At 63.5% G+C, this 21,755-nt stretch carries 22 protein-coding genes; 11 read left to right on the top strand and 11 right to left on the bottom strand.

Annotated features, from left to right (window positions below):
- Nucleotides 1-136: 136 nt before the first annotated feature.
- A complete protein-coding gene (locus M0D65_RS06195; RefSeq protein WP_266251889.1) occupies nt 137-613 on the top strand; it encodes a hypothetical protein in 477 nt (158 codons plus the stop codon).
- The gene (locus tag M0D65_RS06190; protein WP_266251888.1) at nt 613-1,998 is read left to right on the top strand and encodes a tripartite tricarboxylate transporter permease; all 1,386 of its coding nucleotides are present in this window, start codon (nt 613-615) and stop codon (nt 1,996-1,998) included. Before M0D65_RS06195 ends, M0D65_RS06190 begins: the two co-directional genes overlap by 1 nt.
- A gap of 33 nt (nt 1,999-2,031) precedes the next feature.
- On the opposite strand, the gene M0D65_RS06185 is transcribed toward M0D65_RS06190, so the two are convergent.
- The 3 genes from M0D65_RS06185 to leuS all read right to left on the bottom strand — a co-directional run bounded on the left by M0D65_RS06185 (nt 2,032) and on the right by leuS (nt 5,645).
- The gene (locus M0D65_RS06185) at nt 2,032-2,478 is read right to left on the bottom strand and encodes a TIGR02594 family protein (protein WP_266251887.1); all 447 of its coding nucleotides are present in this window, start codon (nt 2,476-2,478) and stop codon (nt 2,032-2,034) included.
- Nucleotides 2,479-2,614: 136 nt separating this feature from the next.
- Entirely contained in the window at nt 2,615-3,001 is a 387-nt protein-coding gene (locus M0D65_RS06180) for a RidA family protein (protein WP_266251886.1), read from the bottom strand.
- A gap of 118 nt (nt 3,002-3,119) precedes the next feature.
- On the bottom strand, nt 3,120-5,645 hold the full coding sequence (gene leuS / locus M0D65_RS06175) for a leucine--tRNA ligase (RefSeq protein WP_266251885.1): 2,526 nt from the start codon (nt 5,643-5,645) through the stop codon (nt 3,120-3,122).
- A gap of 596 nt (nt 5,646-6,241) precedes the next feature.
- Between leuS and M0D65_RS06170 the strand changes: the two genes are divergently transcribed.
- Complete coding sequence (locus M0D65_RS06170; RefSeq protein WP_266251884.1) at nt 6,242-7,159, top strand: LysR family transcriptional regulator; 918 nt, start codon at nt 6,242-6,244, stop codon at nt 7,157-7,159.
- A 262-nt stretch (nt 7,160-7,421) separates the two neighbouring features.
- Nucleotides 7,422-7,664 carry a helix-turn-helix transcriptional regulator gene (locus M0D65_RS06165; protein WP_091011302.1) on the top strand — a complete coding sequence of 81 codons (243 nt, stop codon included), beginning with the start codon at nt 7,422-7,424 and terminating at the stop codon, nt 7,662-7,664.
- Nucleotides 7,665-7,960: 296 nt separating this feature from the next.
- Here M0D65_RS06165 and M0D65_RS06160 read toward each other — a convergent pair whose 3' ends face one another.
- Nucleotides 7,961-8,377: a thioesterase family protein gene (locus M0D65_RS06160; protein WP_266251883.1), complete on the bottom strand. Its 417-nt coding sequence runs from the start codon at nt 8,375-8,377 to the stop codon at nt 7,961-7,963.
- A gap of 231 nt (nt 8,378-8,608) precedes the next feature.
- On the opposite strand from M0D65_RS06160, the gene M0D65_RS06155 reads away from it, so the two are divergent.
- The 7 genes from M0D65_RS06155 to M0D65_RS06125 are packed head-to-tail and all read left to right on the top strand — an operon-like array spanning nt 8,609 to nt 13,782.
- On the top strand, nt 8,609-9,766 hold the full coding sequence (locus M0D65_RS06155) for a 3-deoxy-7-phosphoheptulonate synthase (protein WP_266251882.1): 1,158 nt from the start codon (nt 8,609-8,611) through the stop codon (nt 9,764-9,766).
- A 13-nt stretch (nt 9,767-9,779) separates the two neighbouring features.
- Nucleotides 9,780-11,039 carry a Rieske 2Fe-2S domain-containing protein gene (locus M0D65_RS06150; protein WP_266251880.1) on the top strand — a complete coding sequence of 420 codons (1,260 nt, stop codon included), beginning with the start codon at nt 9,780-9,782 and terminating at the stop codon, nt 11,037-11,039.
- Nucleotides 11,040-11,576, top strand: coding sequence for an aromatic-ring-hydroxylating dioxygenase subunit beta (locus M0D65_RS06145; RefSeq protein WP_091011305.1), 537 nt, complete (start codon nt 11,040-11,042; stop codon nt 11,574-11,576). It begins immediately after the preceding gene.
- An 11-nt stretch (nt 11,577-11,587) separates the two neighbouring features.
- Nucleotides 11,588-11,947: a non-heme iron oxygenase ferredoxin subunit gene (locus tag M0D65_RS06140; RefSeq protein WP_091011306.1), complete on the top strand. Its 360-nt coding sequence runs from the start codon at nt 11,588-11,590 to the stop codon at nt 11,945-11,947.
- Nucleotides 11,944-12,240, top strand: a complete 297-nt coding sequence (locus M0D65_RS06135; protein ID WP_266251874.1) for a DUF1330 domain-containing protein — start codon at nt 11,944-11,946, stop codon at nt 12,238-12,240. The genes M0D65_RS06140 and M0D65_RS06135 overlap by 4 nt, the downstream gene beginning before the upstream one ends.
- Nucleotides 12,241-12,256: 16 nt before the next feature.
- Nucleotides 12,257-12,544 carry a DUF1330 domain-containing protein gene (locus tag M0D65_RS06130; protein ID WP_266251872.1) on the top strand — a complete coding sequence of 96 codons (288 nt, stop codon included), beginning with the start codon at nt 12,257-12,259 and terminating at the stop codon, nt 12,542-12,544.
- Nucleotides 12,545-12,573: 29 nt separating this feature from the next.
- Nucleotides 12,574-13,782: an FAD-dependent monooxygenase gene (locus M0D65_RS06125; RefSeq protein WP_266251870.1), complete on the top strand. Its 1,209-nt coding sequence runs from the start codon at nt 12,574-12,576 to the stop codon at nt 13,780-13,782.
- 55 nt (nt 13,783-13,837) lie between these two features.
- Here M0D65_RS06125 and M0D65_RS06120 read toward each other — a convergent pair whose 3' ends face one another.
- The 7 genes from M0D65_RS06120 to M0D65_RS06090 form a co-directional block, all read right to left on the bottom strand.
- Nucleotides 13,838-15,376, bottom strand: coding sequence for a DHA2 family efflux MFS transporter permease subunit (locus M0D65_RS06120; RefSeq protein WP_266251868.1), 1,539 nt, complete (start codon nt 15,374-15,376; stop codon nt 13,838-13,840).
- Nucleotides 15,377-15,378: 2 nt separating this feature from the next.
- On the bottom strand, nt 15,379-16,692 hold the full coding sequence (locus tag M0D65_RS06115; RefSeq protein ID WP_266251866.1) for an efflux RND transporter periplasmic adaptor subunit: 1,314 nt from the start codon (nt 16,690-16,692) through the stop codon (nt 15,379-15,381).
- Nucleotides 16,689-18,149 carry an efflux transporter outer membrane subunit gene (locus M0D65_RS06110; protein WP_266251864.1) on the bottom strand — a complete coding sequence of 487 codons (1,461 nt, stop codon included), beginning with the start codon at nt 18,147-18,149 and terminating at the stop codon, nt 16,689-16,691. Before M0D65_RS06110 ends, M0D65_RS06115 begins: the two co-directional genes overlap by 4 nt.
- Before the next feature lie 184 nt (nt 18,150-18,333).
- Nucleotides 18,334-19,101 (bottom strand): hypothetical protein, encoded by a 768-nt coding sequence (locus M0D65_RS06105; RefSeq protein WP_266251863.1) that lies wholly within the window; start codon nt 19,099-19,101, stop codon nt 18,334-18,336.
- 2 nt (nt 19,102-19,103) lie between these two features.
- Nucleotides 19,104-20,249, bottom strand: a complete 1,146-nt coding sequence (gene pheA, locus M0D65_RS06100; protein WP_266251861.1) for a prephenate dehydratase — start codon at nt 20,247-20,249, stop codon at nt 19,104-19,106.
- A gap of 41 nt (nt 20,250-20,290) precedes the next feature.
- A complete protein-coding gene (locus tag M0D65_RS06095; RefSeq protein ID WP_266251860.1) occupies nt 20,291-21,298 on the bottom strand; it encodes a nitronate monooxygenase family protein in 1,008 nt (335 codons plus the stop codon).
- A gap of 23 nt (nt 21,299-21,321) precedes the next feature.
- Nucleotides 21,322-21,726: a thioesterase family protein gene (locus tag M0D65_RS06090; RefSeq protein WP_266251858.1), complete on the bottom strand. Its 405-nt coding sequence runs from the start codon at nt 21,724-21,726 to the stop codon at nt 21,322-21,324.
- Between the last annotated feature and the right edge of the window lie 29 nt (nt 21,727-21,755).

The following is a 21,755-nucleotide window of genomic DNA, read 5'->3' as shown; positions in this document are numbered from 1 at the left end:
TATTAGCGGCATCAAAAAACGAAGGCCGGTCCGGCAATCCGCACGGCGGCCTCACCGGCACTCCAGAACAGGAGGAGACAATGAATCATCTTTCAGCTGCCTTTGCGGCGGCGCCCGTTCGTCGGAGGAGCACGCGATGAACGACACCCAACTGGTCGAAGTCTGGGGCGATACCGTCGATATCCGCCATCTTGCGTGGTCGGTCGTGCTCGGTGTCGTGATCAGCCTTGGCGCATTCGCTGTCGCAGGGCGCGTACTCGCGGCGTACGTCCACGATCCGACGATGGCGCGCGCCTACGCGATGCTGGTCGGACTCGGCGGATGCCTGCTGGCGGGCGGCGTATGCGCAAAGCTCTTCAAACCGAAACGCGACGTGATCGAGCAGGCGACCGGCGCCGCCGGACGCGAAGCCGTGCTCGCACAACTCGCTGCGGAAGCCGGTGGCCTGGGACGCGTTGCGGATCTGCCGCCTGCCGTAGCCGCGGAAATGAAGGAGCTGGAACTGTACGATCTGTTCGCGCGTTATGAACGGGATACGCGGGATAGGCGGGGGGCGCTCGCAGCACAGACCGACGCATCGTTGCCAGATGCCGATAGCGAAGGAGCGCGCTGATGGACCTTCTGCCCGGACCATTGTTCGTTGCGTTGTCGATGGGGTTGATCGGGGCGATCGTGTTCGCCGGTATCGGCCTCATTTCCGGCACCGACGAAACCACCACGCTCGCGCCGCTCACACTGCTGGTCGTCCTGCTTGGCGTGCCGCCCGTCGGTGTTTTTTCGTTCTTCATGGCGGGCGCCGTGTCGAAGCACATGACACACGCAATCCCGACCGCGCTGCTTGGCATTCCCGGCGATACGCTGGCCACCCCGCTGTTGCAACAGGCGACGATGCTGCGCAATCTCGGCGTGCCGCATATCGCGTTGCGCAAGATGATCTCCGGTGCGATTGTCGCGGCGTTCGTCGCCGTGCCACTCGCGGTGTTATTTGCCGTACTGCTGGCACCGTTTGGTCCAGTGATCACGAAGGCCGCGCCGTGGGTGTTTCTGGCGGCCGCGCTCGCGATTGCGTACTTCTCGCAGGGGCGCTGGGCGTCGGTGATGTTGCTCGTGCCGTTCGTGCTGGTGATCGTCGGTCTGCAGGCGCTGACCGGCAAGTACGGCGTGAAACTCAGCGTGAGCTATTTTCTCGGCATCGCGATCGGACCGTTGATTGCCGACCTGTTCTCGATCCTTTCTCCCGCCGACCGCGCGAGAATGCGCCGCGACCGTGTGCGCACGTTCTCTCTTGCACCGGACGTGAAGAGCTGGAGCGGCTATTTCCCGAACCCGTTGAAGGTGCTGGACGCGCAGCAACGCGGCTGGGTCGTCGCGACCGCCGCGGTGTCGAGCGCCACGTTCGTGTTCAGCCCGGTTGCGATGACGGTGGTGCTCGGGGAGCTCGTCGGATCGCGGGTCAAGCATGCGTATCACCGGTTGACGACGGTGATCTCTGCACGCAACGGCGTGACGGAGGCGACCTACATTGCCGAAGCGCTGATTCCACTGATCGCATTCGGCTTGCCGCTGAGCCCGGTCGCGGCTGGTCCGGCTGCGCCGCTTTTCAATGCGCCGCCGCGTTTTTTCGTCGATGCCGCAACGGGGCAGGTGCACAACCTGCACACGCTGATGACGACGTGGGAATTTCTCGGTTACGGCTTGCTCGCAGTCGTGCTGGCGGCGCTGATTGCCTATCCGCTGTCGATGAACTTTGCGCATCGCGCGGCTTCGTTTGTCGCGCGTAAGCTGAGTCACGAAGCGATCATCGCGACCTTCGTCGGGTTGATCGTCGTGATTAGCGTGTGGGAGGGGCAGCTGCTCGGGTTGCTCGTGATCCTGACGGTTGGCCTGCTCGGCGGGTTGCTGTCGCGCAACTTCGGGTTCAATACCGGTGTGCAGTTCATGGGGTACTACACGGCGGTGTTGAGCGTGCCTGCGCTGGTGAAGTTCGCGGGCGGGTAGGGTGATGGCGATTTTCAACCGACACGAGTCGCCTCAGAAAGACTCCGGCCACCTGTAGCTGAGAACCGAGGCGAGCGGATACGCCAACTCGCGGACCTCATCGAGCTGGTTTCCGCCAAAGAGGAAAACATCCTGGGCATCGTGGCGAAGATAGAAACCGACATGCCCTTTCCAGCTTGTGGGATCGTCGCGTGTCAGCACTACGATGCAGCCATAGACCGGGCGCTCGAGAGCGATTCCCCAATCGAGCCAGGACCGCGCCACCGCCGACCCCGTCCCGCGAATTCCGGCGTTTATCAGGCACCAGTTAGCGAACGAGGAACACCAGGAGACCTTGTCGTCGTAACCAGCGAGGTTGGTCTGGTTGTTGTATTCGACTATCCGCGGGTTCGTATCGCCGGCCGGAAAGCGTCTGACACCGCGTTCGGCAATTGCGATACGCATCCAGGCGGGGGCTGTGGTGTTATCTCGGGTATCCATGATCGTGCGTGCTGGAGGGTTCCTTATGTGCTTCTCGCGAATCTGCGGTTTACCTCACGGGCCGCCGGAGCGTGTGAAGTGAACAGGTCTCTGACGGGCGGCGCTTGCTCGCGTGGACCGTTGCTCTTCTGCCATCCTACTTCGCCGCGACACCCTGAATCTCGACGTGAAGCGTCGGCACGACGAGACCGGCGACGATCACCAGAGTAGAGGCAGTCGCATGCCCGGCCAGCCGCCGTTCACGCACCGTGCGATAGAGCGGTACGAGATCCGCGCGGGTAATGAAGCCGTCGACTTTGACCAGGTCCGTCACGGCCATGCCGGCATCGGCCAGCACCGCGAACAGGTTGTCCCAGGCCAGTTCCATCTGCTTCTCCGCGTCTTCTGGAACGGCGCCGTCGGGGGTGACACCGACCTGACCGGAGATGTGCAGCCAGCGCGCAGTGGCAGGGGCCGATACGCCATGGCTGTAACGGGAGAACGGTGTAACGATGTTGGCTGGGTTATGCAACTGAATGGTCATGAGCTCTCTTCCATAGTCAGTCATGCGATATGGGGCCTGTAAATGCGGGCCCCGGCTGCAATTGTCAACGAACCGGGTCGCCATGTCGAACGGCAGAAGCTGGCCGCTCGACATGGCGCTACTCCCGAACAACAAAATTCACCAGTCGACCAGGAATCGCGATTTCCTTCATCACGTCGCGACCTTGCAGCAGCGCACCGACTTCCGGCTCGGCCTTCGCCGCGACGATGAGGCCATGAGCGTCGAGTCCGGTTTCACCGCGAAACCGATGGCGCACCTTGCCGTTAACCTGCACGACATATTCATGACTTTCGTCGACACACAGATCAGGATCGAAGCCCGGCCACGAAGCATAGGCAAGCGTGCCGTCGTACCCCAGCTTGCCCCACAACTCTTCTGCCACATGCGGTGCGAACGGTGCCAGCAACTTGACGAAGGTCTCCACGATCTCGCGCGGCCGAACCGGCGAGTGTGTGAGAACGTTAGCCATCTCCATCAACCGCGCAATGCCGGTGTTAAAACGCAACCCTTCGATGTCCTCCGTCACGGCGCGTACCGTCTTGTGGCGTAATCGCAGCAACTGTTGAGGGTAGCTCAAGGCATCCTGTATCAACGGATGCAGCATGTCGTTGTCGTCGCAAACGATACGCCACGCGCGTTCGAGAAAACGGCGAACGCCGATCAAGCCCGACGTTTGCCAGGGCTTGGCGACGTCCAGCGGCCCCATGAACATTTCATAGAGTCGCAACGAGTCCGCGCCGTACTCTTCCACGACATCGTCCGGGTTCACTACGTTGTAGCGCGACTTCGACATCTTTTCGACCTGGCTGCTCAGCTCCTGGCCTGCGCTGAAATACTTGCCATCGCGCTCGGTCACCTGATCGGGTTCGTAGTAACGACCCGATGCATCCTTGTACGAAAAGGCCAGCACCATGCCCTGATTGAACAGCTTGCGGAACGGTTCTTTAGTCGAGACTACACCGATGTCGTACAACACCTTGTGCCAGAAGCGGGCGTACAACAAATGCAGCACCGTCTGCTCGGTACCGCCGACATAGACGTCCACCGGCATCCAGTACTTCTCGGCTTCCGCGCTAACGAACTCGCGATCGTTGTGCGGGTCCAGGAAGCGCAGGAAGTACCAGCTCGAGCCGGCCCATTGCGGCATCGTGTTCGTCTCGCGCACTGCGGCGATATCGGTGCCCGGCACGGTGGTCCGAACCCAGTCCACTGCGCGTGCGAGCGGCGGCTCCCCGCCTGCGGCAGGCTTGTAATCGTCGAGTTCGGGTGGCAGCAGGGGCAACGAGTCCTCGGGCAACGGCACGATCGATCCATCCGCGAGGTGCAGGACTGGAATGGGTTCGCCCCAATAACGCTGACGCGAGAACAGCCAGTCGCGCAAACGATAAGTCGTCTTTGCGTGCCCCGCGCCGTGCTGCTCCAGCCACTGCAACATCGCGTGTTTAGCCTGCGCGGTCGGCAGCCCATTCAGGAAGCCGGAATTGACCATCGAGCCATCGCCTTCGTAAGCGACATCGGCGATATCGCCGCTGGTACCGTCATCGACGACCTTGATAATCGGCAAGCTGAAGGTCTGCGCAAACTCGTAGTCCCGCCGGTCGTGTGCCGGCACTGCCATGATCGCGCCCGTGCCGTAGCCGCTCAACACGTAGTCGGCGACCCAGACCGGCAAGCGCTTCCCGTTTGCGGGGTTAATGGCGTATGCACCGGTAAACACTCCGGTCTTCCTGCGCCCGGTGTCGCTGCGCACCGTTTCGTCCAACGCTTTTGCCTGGTCGATGTACGTGTCGACAGCAGCGCGTGCTTCGGACGTGACGATACTGGCGAGCAACTCGTGCTCGGGCGCGAGAATGCAAAAGGTCGCACCGAACAGGGTGTCCGGTCGTGTCGTGAAGACGGTTATCGAATGGTTGCTGTTTGCAATCGGCAAGTCGATATCGGCGCCTTCCGATCGGCCGACCCAGTTGCGCTGCATGGCCTTCACGCTTTCCGGCCAGTCCAGTTCCTCCAGATCGTCGATGAGGTGATCGGCGTAGCGGGTGATACGCAACATCCATTGCCGCATCGGACGACGTACAACTGGGTCGCCCGTCTCGACGTATTTGCCGTCTTTCACCTCTTCGTTGGCGAGCACGGTGTTTTGCGCGGGACACCAGTTCACTGCCACCTCGGCTTGGTAGGCGAGGCCGCGTTCGAACAGCTTCAGGAAGATCCATTGTGTCCAGCGCACATAGCCTGGATCGGTGGTGGCAAGCTCGCGGCTCCAGTCGTACGAAAACCCCAATCGCTTGACCTGGCCGCGAAAGGTTTCGATGTTGCGCTTCGTCGTGATGGCCGGATGAACGCCGGTGCGCATCGCGTAGCGCTCCGCAGGCAAGCCGTAGCTGTCCCAGCCCATTGGATGCAGCACGTTGAAACCGCGCATACGCTTATACCGGCACAGGATGTCGGTCGCGGTATATCCCTCCGGATGTCCGACATGTAACCCGGCTCCCGATGGGTAGGGGAACATGTCCAGCACGTAGAACTTCTCTTTCGCTGGATCGATCTCGCCACGGAACGTCGAATGCTCGTCCCAATAGGCTTGCCACCTGGGTTCGATCGTCTTTGGATCGTATGCCATCTGTTACCCCTTGCCGGCGAAACGGTTTCAACCGGCTGCTTTAATCCGTATTTAATCCGTATGCATCCGCGAATGCGGTCGTGGAACGGCTACGGCCGCCAAGACGTCATGGCTCAGCGGCCGGGCGGTAGTCGGCGGACAGGGAGGGAGACAGATAGGGACGTGACCGGGCGCGGATTGCAAAGTCCGTTCGTATTGGCCCAGAACACGATATTGAACGCCATAGGACAGTAGGGTCCGGATAGATGGAGATAGAGATGCGGTCAGTGGAGTTTGCACGAGTTGTGGCTGGGTGTAAATCTGGGGCCGGCGGGCGGCGACCCGATTGTTCCGTTTCAGTCGAAGCCTTTACATCGACAAGTGAAATAATCCGCCGCGCATAACGCGTGGGGACTGAACCCCGGACGCATCTCGCGAAGTCATTCAGGCAACCGGCCTGAATCGAATTTAAACCGATGCAGGTTTAATTTTCTCTGCCATAGTCCATCACACCCGTCTCTCTTACTCAACGTCGAACGTCAACCGTTTACGTTACAGAGGCACCTTGTTTAGCGACACAAACCAATCTCTCGAACGCCACATGGATGGGATAGCCGATGGCTTATGTCGATCTCAATCTGCTGGTCGTACTGGATGCGTTGCTGGCGGAAAATAGCGTTGCGCGCGCCGCGCAACGCCTCGAACTCAGTCCGTCCGCATTGAGCCGCTCGCTCGCCAAGCTCCGGGCGACCACGGGGGACCCGCTGCTGGTACGCGCGGGCCGTGAGCTTGTGCCGACGCCGCTCGCGTTAGAGCTGCGCACGCGGGTCCGTGCGGTGGTCGAGGATGCGCATTCGGTGCTCTATCCCTGCACCGACTTCGACGTGGCCACCCTGGAGCGAACCTTTACGATTCGCGCCAATGACGGTTTTCTCGATACCTTCGCGGCGAACCTGATCAGCTACATCGACGAGGCCGCACCCGGCGTGCACGTCAGATTCGCGCCCAAACCCGACAAGAATGTCGCCGCGTTGCGCGATGGTCTCGTCGATGTCGAGATCGGCGTAGTCGGCGACACCGGGCCGGAATTGCGCATCCAGGCCTTGTTTCGCGATCGTTTCATCGGTGTCGTGCGAGCGGATCACGCGCTCGCGCAAGGCGAAGTGACGGCGCAGCGATATGTCGGGTTCAAGCACATCAGCGTATCGCGTCGCGGTTACCAGAGCGGACCGATCGATTCGGCGCTCGCAGGCATTGGTCTGCAACGCACAGTCAGTGTCGTCGTGCCGGGTTTTCCTGCTGCGCTGTCGCTCGCGCGTCAATCGGACATGATCGCGAATGTGCCCGAGCGGCAAACGGAAAAATCGCGCGTAGGGATGTTCAGTTTTGCGTTACCGGTAACCACAGGTGAGCTGACCGTTTCGCAGATATGGCATCCGCGTTTCGACAAGGACCGGCCGCATCGCTGGCTGCGCGGATGCCTGCGCCATGTTTGCGCGATCGAGGGTAGTTCTTCGCGCGACGATATCGAATGAACGCGCGAGCTTAGCGGCGCTGCCGCACGTTTCAGACCGTGCGTGGGAGTCATGGAGACATTGCGCGGCGCGCGTCTTCCGCAGCAATTTGACACTCAGTATGCTAGGGACAATCGGTAGCGATACCGCGTGCTCTACCTTTGCATGTCGCTATCCACCCGACGACAGCACCTCGCTTACATAAAAATTATTGGAAGCATTTGAAAATACCCGCGATTCGCGCGTCGATTGAGTACCTGCACTTTCCGCTATGGAGCATCTCATGAACGAGTTAGCTGAGCGCCCCCTTTTCCTGAATCTCAGTTCGCCGTTAAGCCTGCGCGAACGTGAGGTATTGCGCTGGTCGGCACAGGGAAAAACATCATACGAAATCGGAATAATATTGGGCCTTACCGAGCGCACAATTAATTTTCACATCGCAAAGTCGATCATGAAGCTGGATGCTTCCAATAAGACCCATGCGGTAGTGAAAGCGGTGCTGCTCGGTTTGATTGTATTTGCGTAAAGGCAGGGTTGCATCCGGGCGCGTCGGCTTTGTCGCCCCGGAGGCTTTCCAGGAAGAAGATGCAGGATCGTATGGGATGAGTGTTACGCGAGGGGTAGCACGATAGTGTCGGAGCGGACGTGACCTGCGGCAGCGCACAGGGCGGGCGCCATCACCCGCGGCGGCAGCGCATCGAGCGGACAGCCGCTACCCTGCCGCCATCCCGATCGACAACGCGCTCGCTGCGCGATAGCGGCAATCCTTCGCCGCACGGAGGCGCGCACAGTAAGAGCCCCCGCATCTTGGTAAACGAACGATCAAAGCACGCCTTGAAATTCCAGCACGCGATTCTTGAACGCTTCGGGAACCGGGATCGTCGCGTTGCTCGAGTAGTCGTACATCACATGTGTCGATGAAGCCTTCGCCACGACCGCGTAGTCGCCGTCGCCACGCACCATCAGATGCTCGAGCTCGAAGCTCTTCGAACCGAAGCGCGTCACGCTGCTGCACACCTTGATCGTGTCGCCGTACTGCGCAGGCTTCACGTACTCGCACGCGGTCTTCACCATGATGTGCGGCAGCTTCTCCGAGAACGGCATCTCCAGAAGCCGGTGCATGAAGGTCAGATACGCGTGCTGCAAATAGTCGTAATAGACCTGGCTGCTCACGTGTCCCATCGAATCGGTGTCGCGATACTTGACTTCAATTGAGGTTTCGAAATGCTTCTTTTCCATGATCGGTCTCCGTGGAAATGTTAGGTAATTTCACAATCGAATTGATTTGCCACGACACCACGGTAGTGGAATAAAAACGGCCACGATACTGAGAAAAATATCAGTGAATCGCGTTGGGGAATTTTTAAGTGCAAGTTCTGACAGTATCGACGTCGCTTTCGATCCGCTCTAATTGGTCAAATGAAAAAGCAGGTGTGATTAGCCGAAACATTTGTCCAAGGCGGGATTCTCATGGAGCAGTTCACTCAGATGCCGTTCGTGCCCAGCCGTGTTTGCGCGGGCGCTGTTTCAACGGCTGCGCAATTGCGCGCATCGCTACCGGTGACGGGCGAAGCGGCAGCGCTCGTGCGTCGTACCCAGGAGTCGCTGGCACGCATACTCGCAGGCCACGACGATCGCCTCGCGCTGATCGTCGGACCCTGTTCGATCCATGACGCGAACGCCGCGCTCGACTATGCAGCGCGTCTCGCCAGACTGCGCGGCAAGCACGCCGACGCGCTCGAGATCGTCATGCGCGTGTACTTCGAAAAGCCGCGTACGACAGTGGGCTGGAAAGGCTGGATCAACGACCCGATGCTCGACGGCACGTTTCGTATCGAGACCGGTTTGCGTGTAGCCCGTCGTCTGCTCGTCGACATTCATGCGCTTGGCGTGCCTGCTGCCACCGAGTTCCTCGATCTAATGACCGTGCCGTATCTCGACGACCTCGTGTCGTGGTGCGCGATCGGCGCGCGGACTACCGAATCGCAAACCCATCGTCAGACAGCGTCGGGTCTTGCCGCACCGGTCGGCTTCAAGAACAGCACCGACGGCAACGTCCGCATCGCGATCGATGCAGTCGAGGCGGCGCGCGGCGCGCATCACTACCTGGCACCGTCCGACGACGGCGCACTTGAAATCGTGGCGACGCGCGGCAATCGCAGCGCGCATGTCGTCTTGCGCGGCGGCAAGGTGCCCAACTACGACGCACCGAGCGTCGCGTCCGCCTGCGCCGAACTGCGTCGGGCCGGCTTGCCGGCGCACGTCGTTGTCGACGCGAGCCACGGCAATAGCGGCAAGCGCGCGCAGGCGCAGATCGGCGTGTGCGAGGACATTGCGAAACGCCTCGCTCATGGCGAGTCGCATGTCGCTGGCCTGATGCTGGAGTCGCATCTGGTCGAGGGACGTCAGGACATCGGGCCGGGCGCATCGCTCGTGTACGGACAAAGCATTACCGACGCGTGTCTCGGCTGGAGCGATACGGTCGAACTCGTCGAGCGCCTCGCCGACGCCGCGCGCGAGCGACGCCGGCTGGCAAGCGGGCTGACAGGCGGGCTCACAAGCGGCGAACTTCAGGCGGCACGCGAGGCACGCAGCGAGATGCATGCGGCGCAGGCCATTACCCACTGACAAGGAGTTTTTCTTGAACGCACCCAATGAATTCCCCATCGCACTCGACTGGAAAGGCGACGGCGCGAGCAGAACGCCTTTCGAGGCCTATACCAGCGAAGCGGTTTATCAGCGCGAACTGGAGCGGCTTTTCTATTCGGGGCACTGGTGCTACATCGGTCTCGAAGCAGAGATCCCGGCACCCGGCGATTTTCAGCGCACCGAAGTCGGCGAGCGGTCGGTCATCATGACGCGCACCGCGGATGGCGAAGTCGTCGTGCTCGAAAACGCCTGCGCCCATCGCGGCATGCAGTTCTGCCGTGAGCGCTCCGGCAACGCCCAGGACTTCCACTGTCCGTATCACCAATGGAATTACGATCTGCAGGGCAATCTGATCGGCGTGCCGTTCCGGCGCGGCGTCAGACAGGGTGGACGTATCAATGGCGGCATGCCGCCGGACTTCGATCCAAAGAACCACGGGCTGCGGCGTTTGCGCGTATCGACCCGGGGCGGGGCGGTGTTCGCTTCATTCGATCAGAACGTCGAGTCGTTCGAGGATTTTCTCGGACCGAAGATTCTCGGCTACTACGACCGGTTGTTTCACGGTCCGAAGCTGACGGTGCTCGGCTATACGCGCCAACGCGTGCCGAGCAACTGGAAACTGATGGTCGAGAACATCAAGGACCCTTATCACGCAGGTCTGCTGCACACATGGTTCGTCAACTTCGGCTTGTGGCGCGCGGACAATCCGGCCGAGCTCGTCACCGATGCACACCACCGGCACGGCGCAATGATCTCGATTCGCAGCGGCGGTGGCGGCGGCGAGGTCACGCAGAACGTGACGAGCTTCAAGGAGCGCATGACGCTGAACGACGATCGCTTCCTCGACGTGGTGCACGAGCCGTGGTGGGGAGAGCCCACCGTCGTGATGCTGACGCTGATGCCAAGCGTGATCATCCAGCAGCAGGTCAATGCGCTGTCCACGCGCCGTATCCGGCCCGTCAGCCCCGGCGTGTTCGACTACGTCTGGACGCACTTCGGCTTTGAAACCGACGACGAAGCGATGACCCGCCGCCGCCTGCGCCAGGCCAATCTGTTCGGTCCTGCCGGTTTCGTTTCCGCGGACGACGGCGAAGTCATCGAATGCGTTCAGCAAAGCTTCGAACAGATCCAGCACGGGCATGTCTTCAACGAACTCGGCGGCCGCCAGGTCGACGATCACACCGATCACATGGTGAGCGAGACACTCGTGCGCGGCATGTACCAATACTGGCGTCAGGTCATGGAGGCTTGAATGACAGCGATCACAACAGCACTCGAAAGCGCCCGTCCGCGCGTGACAGGCGGCACACGGCCACAGGTCGATTTCGACGATTTCTATGCGCTCGTCGCGTTGAATGCGCGTTACGCGGCCGTCCTCGACGCGGGGGACTGGGACGCGTGGCCCGAGTTCTTCGTGGAGGACTGCGTCTATCAGGTCCTGCCGCGCGAAAACCACGAACGTGGGCGGCCGCTAGCCGTGCTCGCGTTCGAGAGCAAGGGCATGTTGAAGGACCGGGTGTACGGCATCAAGGAGACGTTGTTCTTCGACCCGTACTACCAGCGGCATCTGATCGGCACGCCGTTGATCCACGCCTGCGACGGCGAACTCATCGAAGCGGAAACGAACTACGCGGTCCTGCGCACGAAATGCGAACAGATGAGCGATGTCTACAACACCGGTCGTTATCTGGACCGCATTCGCAAGACGCCGGCCGGTTTGCGCTTCGAGTCGCGCATCTGCGTGTTCGACAGCGAGATGATTCCCAACTCCCTTATCTATCCGATCTGACAGGTGCTTCGATGAGCATGGACTGGAAATTTGCAATCGATGTCGACGCCGTGCGCGCGGAGGGACTCGCGGGCATTGTCGTCGACGGACACGATGTGGCGCTGTATGCGGTCAACGATGCGATCTTCGCCACCGAAAATCAGTGTACCCACGGGGCGGCCCGACTCAGCGACGGATTCCTGCTCGATGACGAGATCGAGTGTCCGCTGCACCAGGGGCGCTTTAGCGTTCGCACCGGCGAGGCGCTGTGCGCGCCACTGCAAACCTGCGTGCGGACCTATCCGGTGAAGATCGAGGAGGGACGTGTGTTCGTGCTGCTGGACGAACCCGCGCTTGCGGACCCCGCCACCTCGTGCAAGGAGCGAGCATGAGTGCATATGTACTAGTCGATGTCGACGTGCACGATCCGGTTGCCTTTGCGCGCTATCGCGAGCTGGGCGTGCCGACCATCGCGGCGCATGGCGGCCGCGTCCTTGCCCGCAGCGACGACGTCGTGACACTGGAAGGCAACTGGTCGCCGCGGCGCATCGTCGTACTCGAGTTCGACGACCTGGAGGCGGCGCGCCGCTGGCATGCATCGTCCGAATACCAGGCCGCGCGCGAACTGCGTTTGTCGGCGGCGAACACGCAGAGCATCGCGCTTGCCGCGCTCCCAGCGTCCTGATAGCGAGGAATCCGCCATGCCAGCCTATATCGTCTTCGACATCGACATACACGATCCGCACGCCTACGAGGAATACCGCAGGCTCGGTGCACCGACGCTCGCACTTTATGGCGGACGTTTCCTCGCGCGCGGCGGCGCTGCGCGAACACTCGAAGGGGACTGGAGCCCGAAGCGGGTCGTCGTGCTCGAGTTCGATTCGACTGAACAGGCGCAGGCCTGGTACCAGTCCACCGAGTATCAGACTGCGAAAGCATTCCGCGACCGAAGCGCGCACAGCATTGGCATCATGGTCGAGGGGTTGTGAACGATTGAACCGTCAACAGGAGTCGTTCGATGATCAGCAGACAAGCGGGCGCGCGCATCGCAATCGTGGGGGCTGGGCTTGGCGGCAGCGCACTCGGTGCGCTCCTGCAGCGCGAGGGGTTCGACGTAGCGATCTATGAGCAGGCGCCGCGTTTCATGCGGGTCGGCGCAGGCATTCATCTGAGCCCGAACCTGATGCGGGTGCTGCAACTGCTTGGCGTACACCGCCAGGCGCTGCTGGCGGGCCAGGAGCCCGCTGCATTCGTCAATCGTCGCGCGAGCGACGGCGAACTGCTGTACCGGCTCACGCTCGGCAACACCGCAAGCGAGCGCTTCGGTGCGACCTTCGTCGCGCTGAAGCGCGGCGACCTGCATGCGGCGCTGATGTCGGCCGTGACACCGGGGTCGGTGACGTGGGGTAAGCGGCTCGCCGGGCTCGACTGGCGCGGCGAGACGGTCGAACTCGCTTTCGAGGACGGTTCCCGTGCGCATGCCGATGTCGTGATCGGCGCGGACGGACTCCGGTCGCGGGTTCGCGAGGTACTGCGCGGCTTCGAGAAGCCGGTGTATTCCGGCCAGGTCGCATTTCGCGGTTCGTACCCGCGTGCGTTGCTGGAGAATCTGCCGGTCGAGGACCTGACGAAATGGTGGGGGGAGCGCACCTTCGTGCTCTCCTACTGGCTCGACCGTGCGCGCGAGGAATTCTATTTCGCGGCGATGACACCGCAGGCCGAGTGGCCGACCGATGCATCGTCGATGCCCGGCGATGTCGATGAGATGCGCGCTCTCTTCAACGATTTTCATCCCGATGTGCGTCACATGCTTGCCAAAGCGCCGCACGATTCGGTGGCCAAATGGGCGTTGTTCGAACGTGCACCGCAGTTCGAGTTCGGCAACGATCGCGTCGTGTTGATCGGCGACGCGTGTCATCCGATGCGTCCGTTCATGTCGCAGGGCGCAGCGATGGCGCTCGAGGATGCCACGATCCTGCTGCGGGCGATCAAGGGCTCGACGGAATTTGGCGCGGCGTTTGCGACCTACGCGCAGCACCGCATCGACCGGCTCGGCCGGGTGCATCGTGTATCGTCCGCCAATACGTTCATGCGCGGACCTACCGAGCCCGACTGGGTATTCGGTTACGACGCGTTGTCGGTCGGCGCATCGACGGCGTTGCCGCCGTTGCATCGCACCGATCGCGAGCGGGCGGCTTATCAGCTTGCCGGTCGCGAGTTCGCCTGATCCCCACACCTGCCCGAACGCCCGGCTAGCCCGGGCGCTACCCCCATCACGGCCGTCACGGCCGTCTGTAGCGGATAAACCAGACTGTCAGCAAGGTTGCGCCGAACAGCAGCAGGCAGCCGAATGAGAAATCGTTCAACGCCAGCATATGAGCCTGCACGTCGATCGAGCGCGAAATGGAGGCGAGTGCGCCTTGCGTGGACATGCCTGCATGTTCGAGCGAATTGATCCAGTCGGTTGCGGCGGGATCGAACGGTGTGATGCGATCGACCAGATAGGTGGTGTGGACGCGCGAGCGGCGTTCGAAGTAGGTCGGCGCGATCGAGGTCGCGACGCTGGTACCGATCCGGCGCAACGCGTTCTGGACACCGGACGCCGCGGGCAACCGTTCGCGCGGCAATCCGGCAATCGACAGCGAGACGAGCGGCGTGATGAAGAACGCGGTCGCGGCGCCCATCAGCAACGAATTGCCCGCGATGTCGCCGATCGGCACGTCGGTGTTGAAACCCATCCGCCAGAACGATGCGGCGCCCCATCCGACCAGTGCGACCGTCGCAAGCCGGCGCGGATCGATGCGACCTTGTATGCGGCCAATGAGCGGCGCAATGACGATGCCCGCGAGCCCGAGCGGCGCCGTTGCGATACCGGCCCAGGTCGCGGTGTAACCCTGCTCGGTCTGCAGCCATAGCGGCACGAGCACGAGCGCGCCGTAGTAGACGCCGAAGCCGACTGTGACGGCAACGGTGCCGGCCGTGAAATTGCGATCGGCAAAGAGCCGCAGGTCGACGATCGGATGAGCGTCGGTCAGCTCCCACAGGATCAGCGCGACAAACGAAACGGCTGCGATTGCGGCCAGCACGCGAATCGGCGTGGCACTGAACCAGTCGAGATTCTGTCCGCGATCGAGCAGCAACTGCAGCGAACCGAACGATGCGGCCAGCAGCAACAGACCGATCACATCGACGGGAAGCTTGCGGGTCGGATTGTCGCGACCCGCGAGGCAGCGCGTCAGGACCAGCAGCACGATCGCGCCGGTCGGCGCGTTGACATAGAAGATGCAGGGCCATGTCAGGTTGTCGGTGATCCAGCCGCCCGCGATCGGGCCGAGCACCGGCGCGACGAACGTGGTCGTCTGCCAGACCGACAGGGCGACATTGCGTTTTTTCGCAGGGAACACCGCGACCAGCAGCGCTTGCGATAGCGCCGTGATCGGTCCCGACGCCGCGCCCTGCAGCGCACGGAACACCAGCAGTGATTCGAAATTCGGCGCGAGTCCGCAAAGAATCGAGGTCAGCACGAACAGCACGACCGCGATGCGAAAGAGCCGCACCTGACCGAAGCGCTGCGCGAGCCAGCCGGTCAGCGGCAGGGTGATCGCGAGCGGTGTTGCGAACGATGTCAGCATCCACGTGCCCATGTCGGGCGCCACGCCGAGATCGCCGGCGATGGTCGGGACCGCGACATTCGCAATGGTGAGATCGAGCGTCTGCATGAAGTTCGCGACGCTGATGGCGATGGCGACGAAGACGAGCGCGGGACCGGACATCGGTTCGAGCGGACGCATGGGGGCTGCCGTTGCGGCGAACGGGCGCATCGTCATGCTCCGGGTTTGCGCGTACCGAGCGCCGCCTGCGGGACGGGACTGTTCGCGCGGATGGTCTGCGCGACGAGTTTGTCGCCGATGTTTTCGTCGCCGCGGAAGATCTCCGTGATGTCGACCGGGTGCGCTGTCGCGGCCGATACCAATGGCATGGCAACGGCGGTACCGGCGTGCGCGCTGCTACCGCCGCTACCACTGCTCTCGCCGACCGACACGGCGGCGTTCATCGACAGACCGATGCGCAGCGGATGCGCGCGCAGTTCTCGCGGATCGAGCGCGATGCGTACCGGTACCCGTTGCACGACCTTGATCCAGTTGCCGGTGGCGTTTTGCGCGGGGACCGACGCGAAGGCTGCACCGGTGCCTGCCTCGAAGCCTTCGATCCGGCCGTGATAAACGATGCTGCTGCCGTAGAGATCCGCCTGCAATTCGACCGGCTGGCCCGCGTGCATCTCGCGCAGTTGCGACTCCTTGAAGTTGGCCTCGACCCACACCCGGTCGAGCGGCACGATGGCCATCACGGCGCCGCCCGGCGTCACGCGCTCGCCGACCTGGACGACCCGGCGCGTGACGAGGCCCGCGAGGGGCGCGCGGATCTCCGTGCGGTGCAGCGCCAACGCGGCGCTGCGGACCTGCGCGGCCGCGGCGCGCACGAGCGGGTTCGAATCGATCGTCGTGCCGTCGGTGCGCGCGGCGCTCGACATATAGGCGGCGCGCTGCGCATCGAGCGACGCGGCGGCCGCGCTGACCGAATCGCGCGCGTGGCGGATGTCCTCGAGTGCGACGCCGCCGTCGCGGGCCAGGCTCAGGCGCCGCTGCAGATCGTCGGCCGCGCGTGCCGCATCGGTTTCGCGCAGCCGGGTTTGCGCGTTTTCGCGTTCCGCGTCGGCATGCGCGGCGCGATATTCGCGCACCGCATGCGCCAGTTGTTCGACCGCGCTGTCGAGCGACAGTCGGGCGTCGGCCTGATCGAGTTCGACGAGAGGCGCACCGGCATCGACCCAGTCGGTGTTCTGCGCGATCACGGCGACCGCGGTGCCCGGTATTTGCGAGGACACCTGCACGACGTCGCCAGCGACGTAGGCATCGTCAGTCGATTCTGTGCCGCGTCCGGTGAGCCAGGAGAAGGCGCCGCTCGCCAGCGCGAACAGCACCAGCACCGCGCCGAACCAGCGGAAATAGCGACGCCGGCGTGCGGCCTGGCTGGCCGGCTCCATAGCCGGGTTGCTCGTTGCTGCGGGTGTGACAGGTGCTGCGGGTTTGCCGTCGCCGGCGTTGGCTGCCGCGGCGGGCGTATCGGGTTGGGTCATGGCGATGCTCCATCGGTGGGGGCGCCGCCCAGCGCCGCGATTAGCTGGACGTGTTCGATCAACAGCGCGGTGCCGGCCTGCGCATGCGCGGCTTCGTCCTCGTAGAGCCGGCCCTGCGCGAGCAGCACGTCGAGGTAGCCCGACATGCCCTGCCGATAGCGGCGCGTCTCGAGGTCGTAGGCCTGCTGCGCACGCGCCAGCGCTTCCTGCGTCAACGCCTGCTGCTGGCCGAGCGCCTTGATCTGAACGAGCGCATCGCTGACCTGCGCGAGCGCGTTGACGACGGTGTCGTCGTAGTCGGCCACGGCTGCGTTGTAGGCGGCAGTTTGCGCACGCAAACCGGCACGCAGCCGGCCGCCTTCGAAAATCGGCAGCGAGATCGCCGGGCCGGCGCCGAACGAGCCACTGTTGCCGTTGAAGAGCGCATGGAATCCGAGGCTCTGCACGCCGGCGAAGGCCAGCAGGTTGATATCCGGGTAAAACGCGGCGCGCGCCGCGTCGATACCCGCCGATTCCGCCTCGACCCGATAGCGTGCGGCGAGGATGTCGGGTCGTCGTCCCACCAGACCGGCGGGCAGGGTGGCCGGCAGCGTCGGGCGAGCGTCGAGCATCGATGGCGCGGGGACCAGAGTGTCCGCGTAACCGGGGCCGCGGCCGGCAAGCGCGGCGAGCCGGTGGCGTAGCAGTGCGACGTCGGCCGTGCGTTTTGCAACCTCGCTCTCGGCAAGCGGAATCGGCTCGCTCGCGCGCAGCGAGGCGAGCCGCATGTCGAGGCCGGCTGTCACGCGCTGGTTGGTGAGCCGCAGCAGATAGTTGTGCTGTGCAAGCGTGTCCTGGGCGATGCCGAGCAGCCGGCAGGCGAGGTCGAGTTGCAGGTAGGTCGTGACGATTGCGCTTTGCAAGGCAATCGTCGTGGCCTGTGCGAGCGCCTGTTGCTGTCCGGCACGCAGCGTCGCGGAGCGCGTCAGCGCGCGCAGGCGGCCGGCCAGATCGAGATCGAACGATGCGTTCAGCAACGCCTGGGCGTCGATCTGCCAGTGACCGGCCGCGGGCGGTGGGACCGTGTAGCTGGCGGGGAAGCGGGTCGGCGCGGCACTGATCGCGCCGTCGAGTTGCGGCAACGTATCGGCGCCGCGCACATCGGCTTGCGCCAAGGCTTCGCTGACACGCGCCTGCGCGGCTTTTAGCGTCGGTGCGTCGCTCAGCGCATCCTGCATCAGCCGGTCGAGCGACGGGTCGCCAAAGGCTTTCCACCACTCTTTTGCAATGTCGCCGCTTGCCGTCGCGGCGCGGATGTCGTTGCCCGGATCGTATTGCTGCGGCGGCGTGATCCGCTCGAGCGCCGCCGTGCCGCCGAAGCTCGCACAGCCGGCCAGCGCGAGCGTACCGAGCAGCGCCGCGAGGCGGCTGCCCGGATGCGCGGCCGGGCGCCATCTGTTGAGCTTGCGGTGGAACATGTCCGATTCCTGAAAGTAGATGCGATACTCAAGGAGTATCTAGAAATGTATCTTTAGATATTTATAGGCGGGCGGCAACTGACAGAAATGACAGCGGCCGATCCGCTACTTCCGCGCTTGTCGGGCTTGTAGTGACGATTCGCTAGCCGTGCCGGCGGCGGTATGTGGGTGCCCATGAGCGGCATTACAGGCACTGCCGGATCGAGCCCGGACGGCGCGTAGTCCGCGTGATGCGGCGCTGAAGCACGGCGTTGGCCAGGAGATCGAGTGCATCGGTGAGGGCGGGGCGAAAGACGGACTCGTCCGTGCCACAGGCGTCGGGAAATGTCAGCCGACCGTCGAGCGCGATGCCGCCGACGCTCAGGCCATGCGCGAGCAACGCGTCCGCGAGTTCGGCGACGCAGGCGGTTTGATGCGCGAATCCGTGCGTGGCAGAGCTCGCATCGAGAATCACGCTGCGTGCCGTGCCGGCTTCACGCAGGTGCCGTGCGGTCAATGTGCAAGCGTGCCATGGCAGCAACATGCCGCTGGGCGCGCTCTCGCCGTGCGGTGCCGGTTCGAGCAATCTCCAGGCGCCGGGCGGAGCGCCGCTGGGTGCCGCGCGCCACGCCGCGGGCAATGGCGTGGCGACTTCGATTGCCAGCATGGGCGGCAGTCGCAAGCGGGCGAGGCGTCTTAGCAATGCGTCATGGGCGAGGACGCCCGGCGGCTGCGACTGTGTGTCGGACGCAACGCAGCACACTGACGACCGGTGCGGCCGACGCAGCAGCATCAGCAGTTCGAGCTCGTCTTCGTACATGGCCCGCAGCGAGCGTAGCCAGCGTCCTGTGCCGCGCGGCAACGCCCACGGGTACTGCGCACCGAGGAAGACCATCAGGCGGTCGTCGCGATTCGCGCAGATGGCTCGCAAGCGCGAGTGGACGAGGGGTGCGGCAGCGGGTGCGGTGTTCATCGTCAGGATGCCTGTGCATCGGGAGAGAGCAGCGCAGGATCGGCATCCGGCGCACAGGGATACGAGCCGAGTACGCGTGCGTGCTCGGCGATCGACCGGATTTCTTCGATGGCCGCGGCGACGTTCCGGTCGCCGTGGTGTCCGAGCAGATCGACGATGAAGTGGTAAGCCCAGCGTCCGGTTTTCCGCGGCCGCGTTTCGAGCCAGAGTACCGAGATGCGGTGGCGCGCGATCGCATCGAAGATCTGCGCAAGCGAGCCGACCTGATTGCTCAGTTCGACGATGAGGCTCGTGCGGTCGTAGCCGGTCGGTTCGGGTGGCGCTCCACCGAGCACGAGAAAGCGGGTGCGGTTATCGGGTTGATCCTGGATCGCCCGCGCGACGATCTGCAGGCCGTACTGGTGCGCCGCCTGTTCGCTTGCGATCGCCGCGCAGGCCGGTGTGTCGACTGCCTGACGTGCCGCCGCCGCGTTGCTCGCGCGGGCCTCGCGCCGCACCCCGGGCAAATGCGTATCGAGCCAGGCGCGACATTGCGCGAGCGCCTGCTCATGCCCGAGCACTCCGTCGACGTCCTGCAGCGATCCGCTCGCGCTGAGCAGACAGTGCGACACGGGCAGTACGACTTCTCCGCTCACCTGCACCTCGGCGTCGATCAACAGATCCACCGTATGCATGACCGTGCCTTCGGTGGAGTTCTCGATGGGTACGACAGCGCGTTCGGCACGACCGTCGGCGAGCGATGCGAACACGGCGTCGAGCGTGTCGCAGGCGACGGGCTGCGCGGTCGTGCCGAAGTACCGCTGCATTGCCTGTTCGGTGTAGGTGCCGCGCGGCCCCAGAAACGCGACCCGAGGCGTTTGCTGCACCTCGCGGTTAGCCTGGAACAGCGCGCGCCAGATCGACGCGATGTGCTGTTCGCGCAGCGTCCCGCCAGATTGCGCGCAGAGCTTTCTGAGGATGGCGGTTTCCCGCCCCGGCTGATAGACCGGCTGCCCGAGATGCCGTTTCAGCTGGCCGATTGCGCGTGCCTCCTGCACTCGGGCATGGATCAGCGCGAGTAGCTCGTTATCGATGGTGTCGATATTTGCGCGGTGGCGCTCGAGTTCGTCGTCGGGCGAAGTCGCGACGCTAACGTCGATGTGGCTCATGGCGAGGCTCCCCGTAAACGCGATGTGCGTGCCGCAGACAGTCAGCCGGCCAGTGCGACTTCGCCTGCCCGGTTCGTATGGTGTCCGAGCCTCGCGCGAGCCCGTTCGTATTCGTCTTCGAGACGCGCGACGATCTGCTCGACGCTCAGCACCGCATCCATCGATCCGACGCCCTGGCCGGCGCCCCAGATGTCGCGCCACTGTCGCGCGTCGGCATTGCCGGAGAAATCCATCGTGACGCCTTCAGCGCGCGGCAGGTTGCGCACGTCGAGTCCGGCTGCCTCGATGCTTTGCCGCAGATAGTTGCCGGGGATGCCGCTGAACGCGTCGGTGTACACGATGTCGGCGGCGCGCGCCTCGACGATCGTGTCCTTGTAGCGCTGCGTGACGTTGGCCTCGCGCGACGCGAGAAACCGCGTGCCGATATACGCGCAGTCGGCGCCGAGCGCCTGCGCGGCGGCGATCGCATCGCCGGTTGCGATCGCGCCGGATAGCACGACGAGGCCGTCGAAAAAGCGCCGCACTTCGGACACGAGCGCGAACGGCGACAGCGTGCCCGCATGGCCGCCCGCACCGGCGGCCACGAGGATCAATCCATCCACGCCTGCTTCGAGCGCCTTTTCCGCGTGGCGAATGGTCGTCACGTCGTGCAGGATCAGACCGCCATAGTCGTGCACGGCCGCCACGATGTCGGGTGCCGGCGCCCGCAGGCTGGTGATCAGGATCGGTACCCGATGCTCGATGCAGATGCGCAGGTCGGCGTCGAGCCGCGCGTTCGATTGATGGCAGATCTGGTTCACCGCGTACGGTCCCACCGGCACACCCGGGTGCGCTGCGCGGAACGCGTCGAGTTCGGCGTCCATATAGGCGAGCCAGTCGGCAAGCTGCGCGCTCGGTCGCGCGTTCAGCGCGGGGAACGCCCCGACGATCCCCGCCTTGCATTGCGCGAGCACCAGCTCGGGATAGCTGGCGATGAGCATCGGCGACGCGATGACCGGCAGACGCAGCGACTTTAGCGACTTCAACGATTTCAGCGGATGGGAAAGCATCGTCGATTCTCCTCGCAACGGCGTCATTGCGGCTGGGCGACGCGGTCGCGCCGTTCGGCGAGGCGTTCGTGAAACGTATCGCGGCCGACGATACAACGCGTGTGCTGTCCTTCGCCGACCACGCCGACCGCATCGCGCACCGTGACCTTGTAGGTCATCATCCGGCCTTCGACAGTGACGAGTTCGGAATCGACGGTAACGTCCCATTCCGGCGGCGTCGGTGCAAGGTGTTTGATCTCGAAGTTGTAGCCGACGGTCATCTGGTTAGCGTCGAGCAGATGATCGGTGGCTTTCATGCAGGTCTGCTCGATGAAGATGATCATGATCGGACTGGCGAGCGCATGCGCTTCGCCGCCCCATTGATCTGCGAGCGAAATGGTGTCGACGCGATGCGTTGCGCGAGCAGTGAGACCGGGTTTGATTGACAAGATGAACTCCTTGGGAATTGAACGACGAT

Source organism: Paraburkholderia sp. CHISQ3, from assembly GCF_030464945.1.
In the GTDB taxonomy this organism is placed as follows: Bacteria; Pseudomonadota; Gammaproteobacteria; order Burkholderiales; family Burkholderiaceae; genus Paraburkholderia; species Paraburkholderia megapolitana.
The sequence above is the reverse complement of the archived record's forward strand: the minus strand, read 5'-3'. Positions and strand labels throughout refer to the sequence as shown.

Excerpts from the sequence above, each read along its gene's own strand:
- M0D65_RS06195 (WP_266251889.1), top strand. The coding sequence starts at position 137 with ATGAACGACACCCAACTGGTCGAAGTCTGGGGCGATACCGTCGATATC.
- M0D65_RS06190 (WP_266251888.1), top strand. The coding sequence starts at position 613 with ATGGACCTTCTGCCCGGACCATTGTTCGTTGCGTTGTCGATGGGGTTG.
- M0D65_RS06185 (WP_266251887.1), bottom strand. The coding sequence starts at position 2,478 with ATGGATACCCGAGATAACACCACAGCCCCCGCCTGGATGCGTATCGCA.
- M0D65_RS06180 (WP_266251886.1), bottom strand. The coding sequence starts at position 3,001 with ATGACCATTCAGTTGCATAACCCAGCCAACATCGTTACACCGTTCTCC.
- leuS (WP_266251885.1), bottom strand. The coding sequence starts at position 5,645 with ATGGCATACGATCCAAAGACGATCGAACCCAGGTGGCAAGCCTATTGG.
- M0D65_RS06170 (WP_266251884.1), top strand. The coding sequence starts at position 6,242 with ATGGCTTATGTCGATCTCAATCTGCTGGTCGTACTGGATGCGTTGCTG.
- M0D65_RS06165 (WP_091011302.1), top strand. The coding sequence starts at position 7,422 with ATGAACGAGTTAGCTGAGCGCCCCCTTTTCCTGAATCTCAGTTCGCCG.
- M0D65_RS06160 (WP_266251883.1), bottom strand. The coding sequence starts at position 8,377 with ATGGAAAAGAAGCATTTCGAAACCTCAATTGAAGTCAAGTATCGCGAC.
- M0D65_RS06155 (WP_266251882.1), top strand. The coding sequence starts at position 8,609 with ATGGAGCAGTTCACTCAGATGCCGTTCGTGCCCAGCCGTGTTTGCGCG.
- M0D65_RS06145 (WP_091011305.1), top strand. The coding sequence starts at position 11,040 with ATGACAGCGATCACAACAGCACTCGAAAGCGCCCGTCCGCGCGTGACA.
- M0D65_RS06140 (WP_091011306.1), top strand. The coding sequence starts at position 11,588 with ATGAGCATGGACTGGAAATTTGCAATCGATGTCGACGCCGTGCGCGCG.
- M0D65_RS06135 (WP_266251874.1), top strand. The coding sequence starts at position 11,944 with ATGAGTGCATATGTACTAGTCGATGTCGACGTGCACGATCCGGTTGCC.
- M0D65_RS06130 (WP_266251872.1), top strand. The coding sequence starts at position 12,257 with ATGCCAGCCTATATCGTCTTCGACATCGACATACACGATCCGCACGCC.
- M0D65_RS06125 (WP_266251870.1), top strand. The coding sequence starts at position 12,574 with ATGATCAGCAGACAAGCGGGCGCGCGCATCGCAATCGTGGGGGCTGGG.
- M0D65_RS06120 (WP_266251868.1), bottom strand. The coding sequence starts at position 15,376 with ATGCGCCCGTTCGCCGCAACGGCAGCCCCCATGCGTCCGCTCGAACCG.
- M0D65_RS06115 (WP_266251866.1), bottom strand. The coding sequence starts at position 16,692 with ATGACCCAACCCGATACGCCCGCCGCGGCAGCCAACGCCGGCGACGGC.
- M0D65_RS06110 (WP_266251864.1), bottom strand. The coding sequence starts at position 18,149 with ATGTTCCACCGCAAGCTCAACAGATGGCGCCCGGCCGCGCATCCGGGC.
- M0D65_RS06105 (WP_266251863.1), bottom strand. The coding sequence starts at position 19,101 with ATGAACACCGCACCCGCTGCCGCACCCCTCGTCCACTCGCGCTTGCGA.
- pheA (WP_266251861.1), bottom strand. The coding sequence starts at position 20,249 with ATGAGCCACATCGACGTTAGCGTCGCGACTTCGCCCGACGACGAACTC.
- M0D65_RS06095 (WP_266251860.1), bottom strand. The coding sequence starts at position 21,298 with ATGCTTTCCCATCCGCTGAAATCGTTGAAGTCGCTAAAGTCGCTGCGT.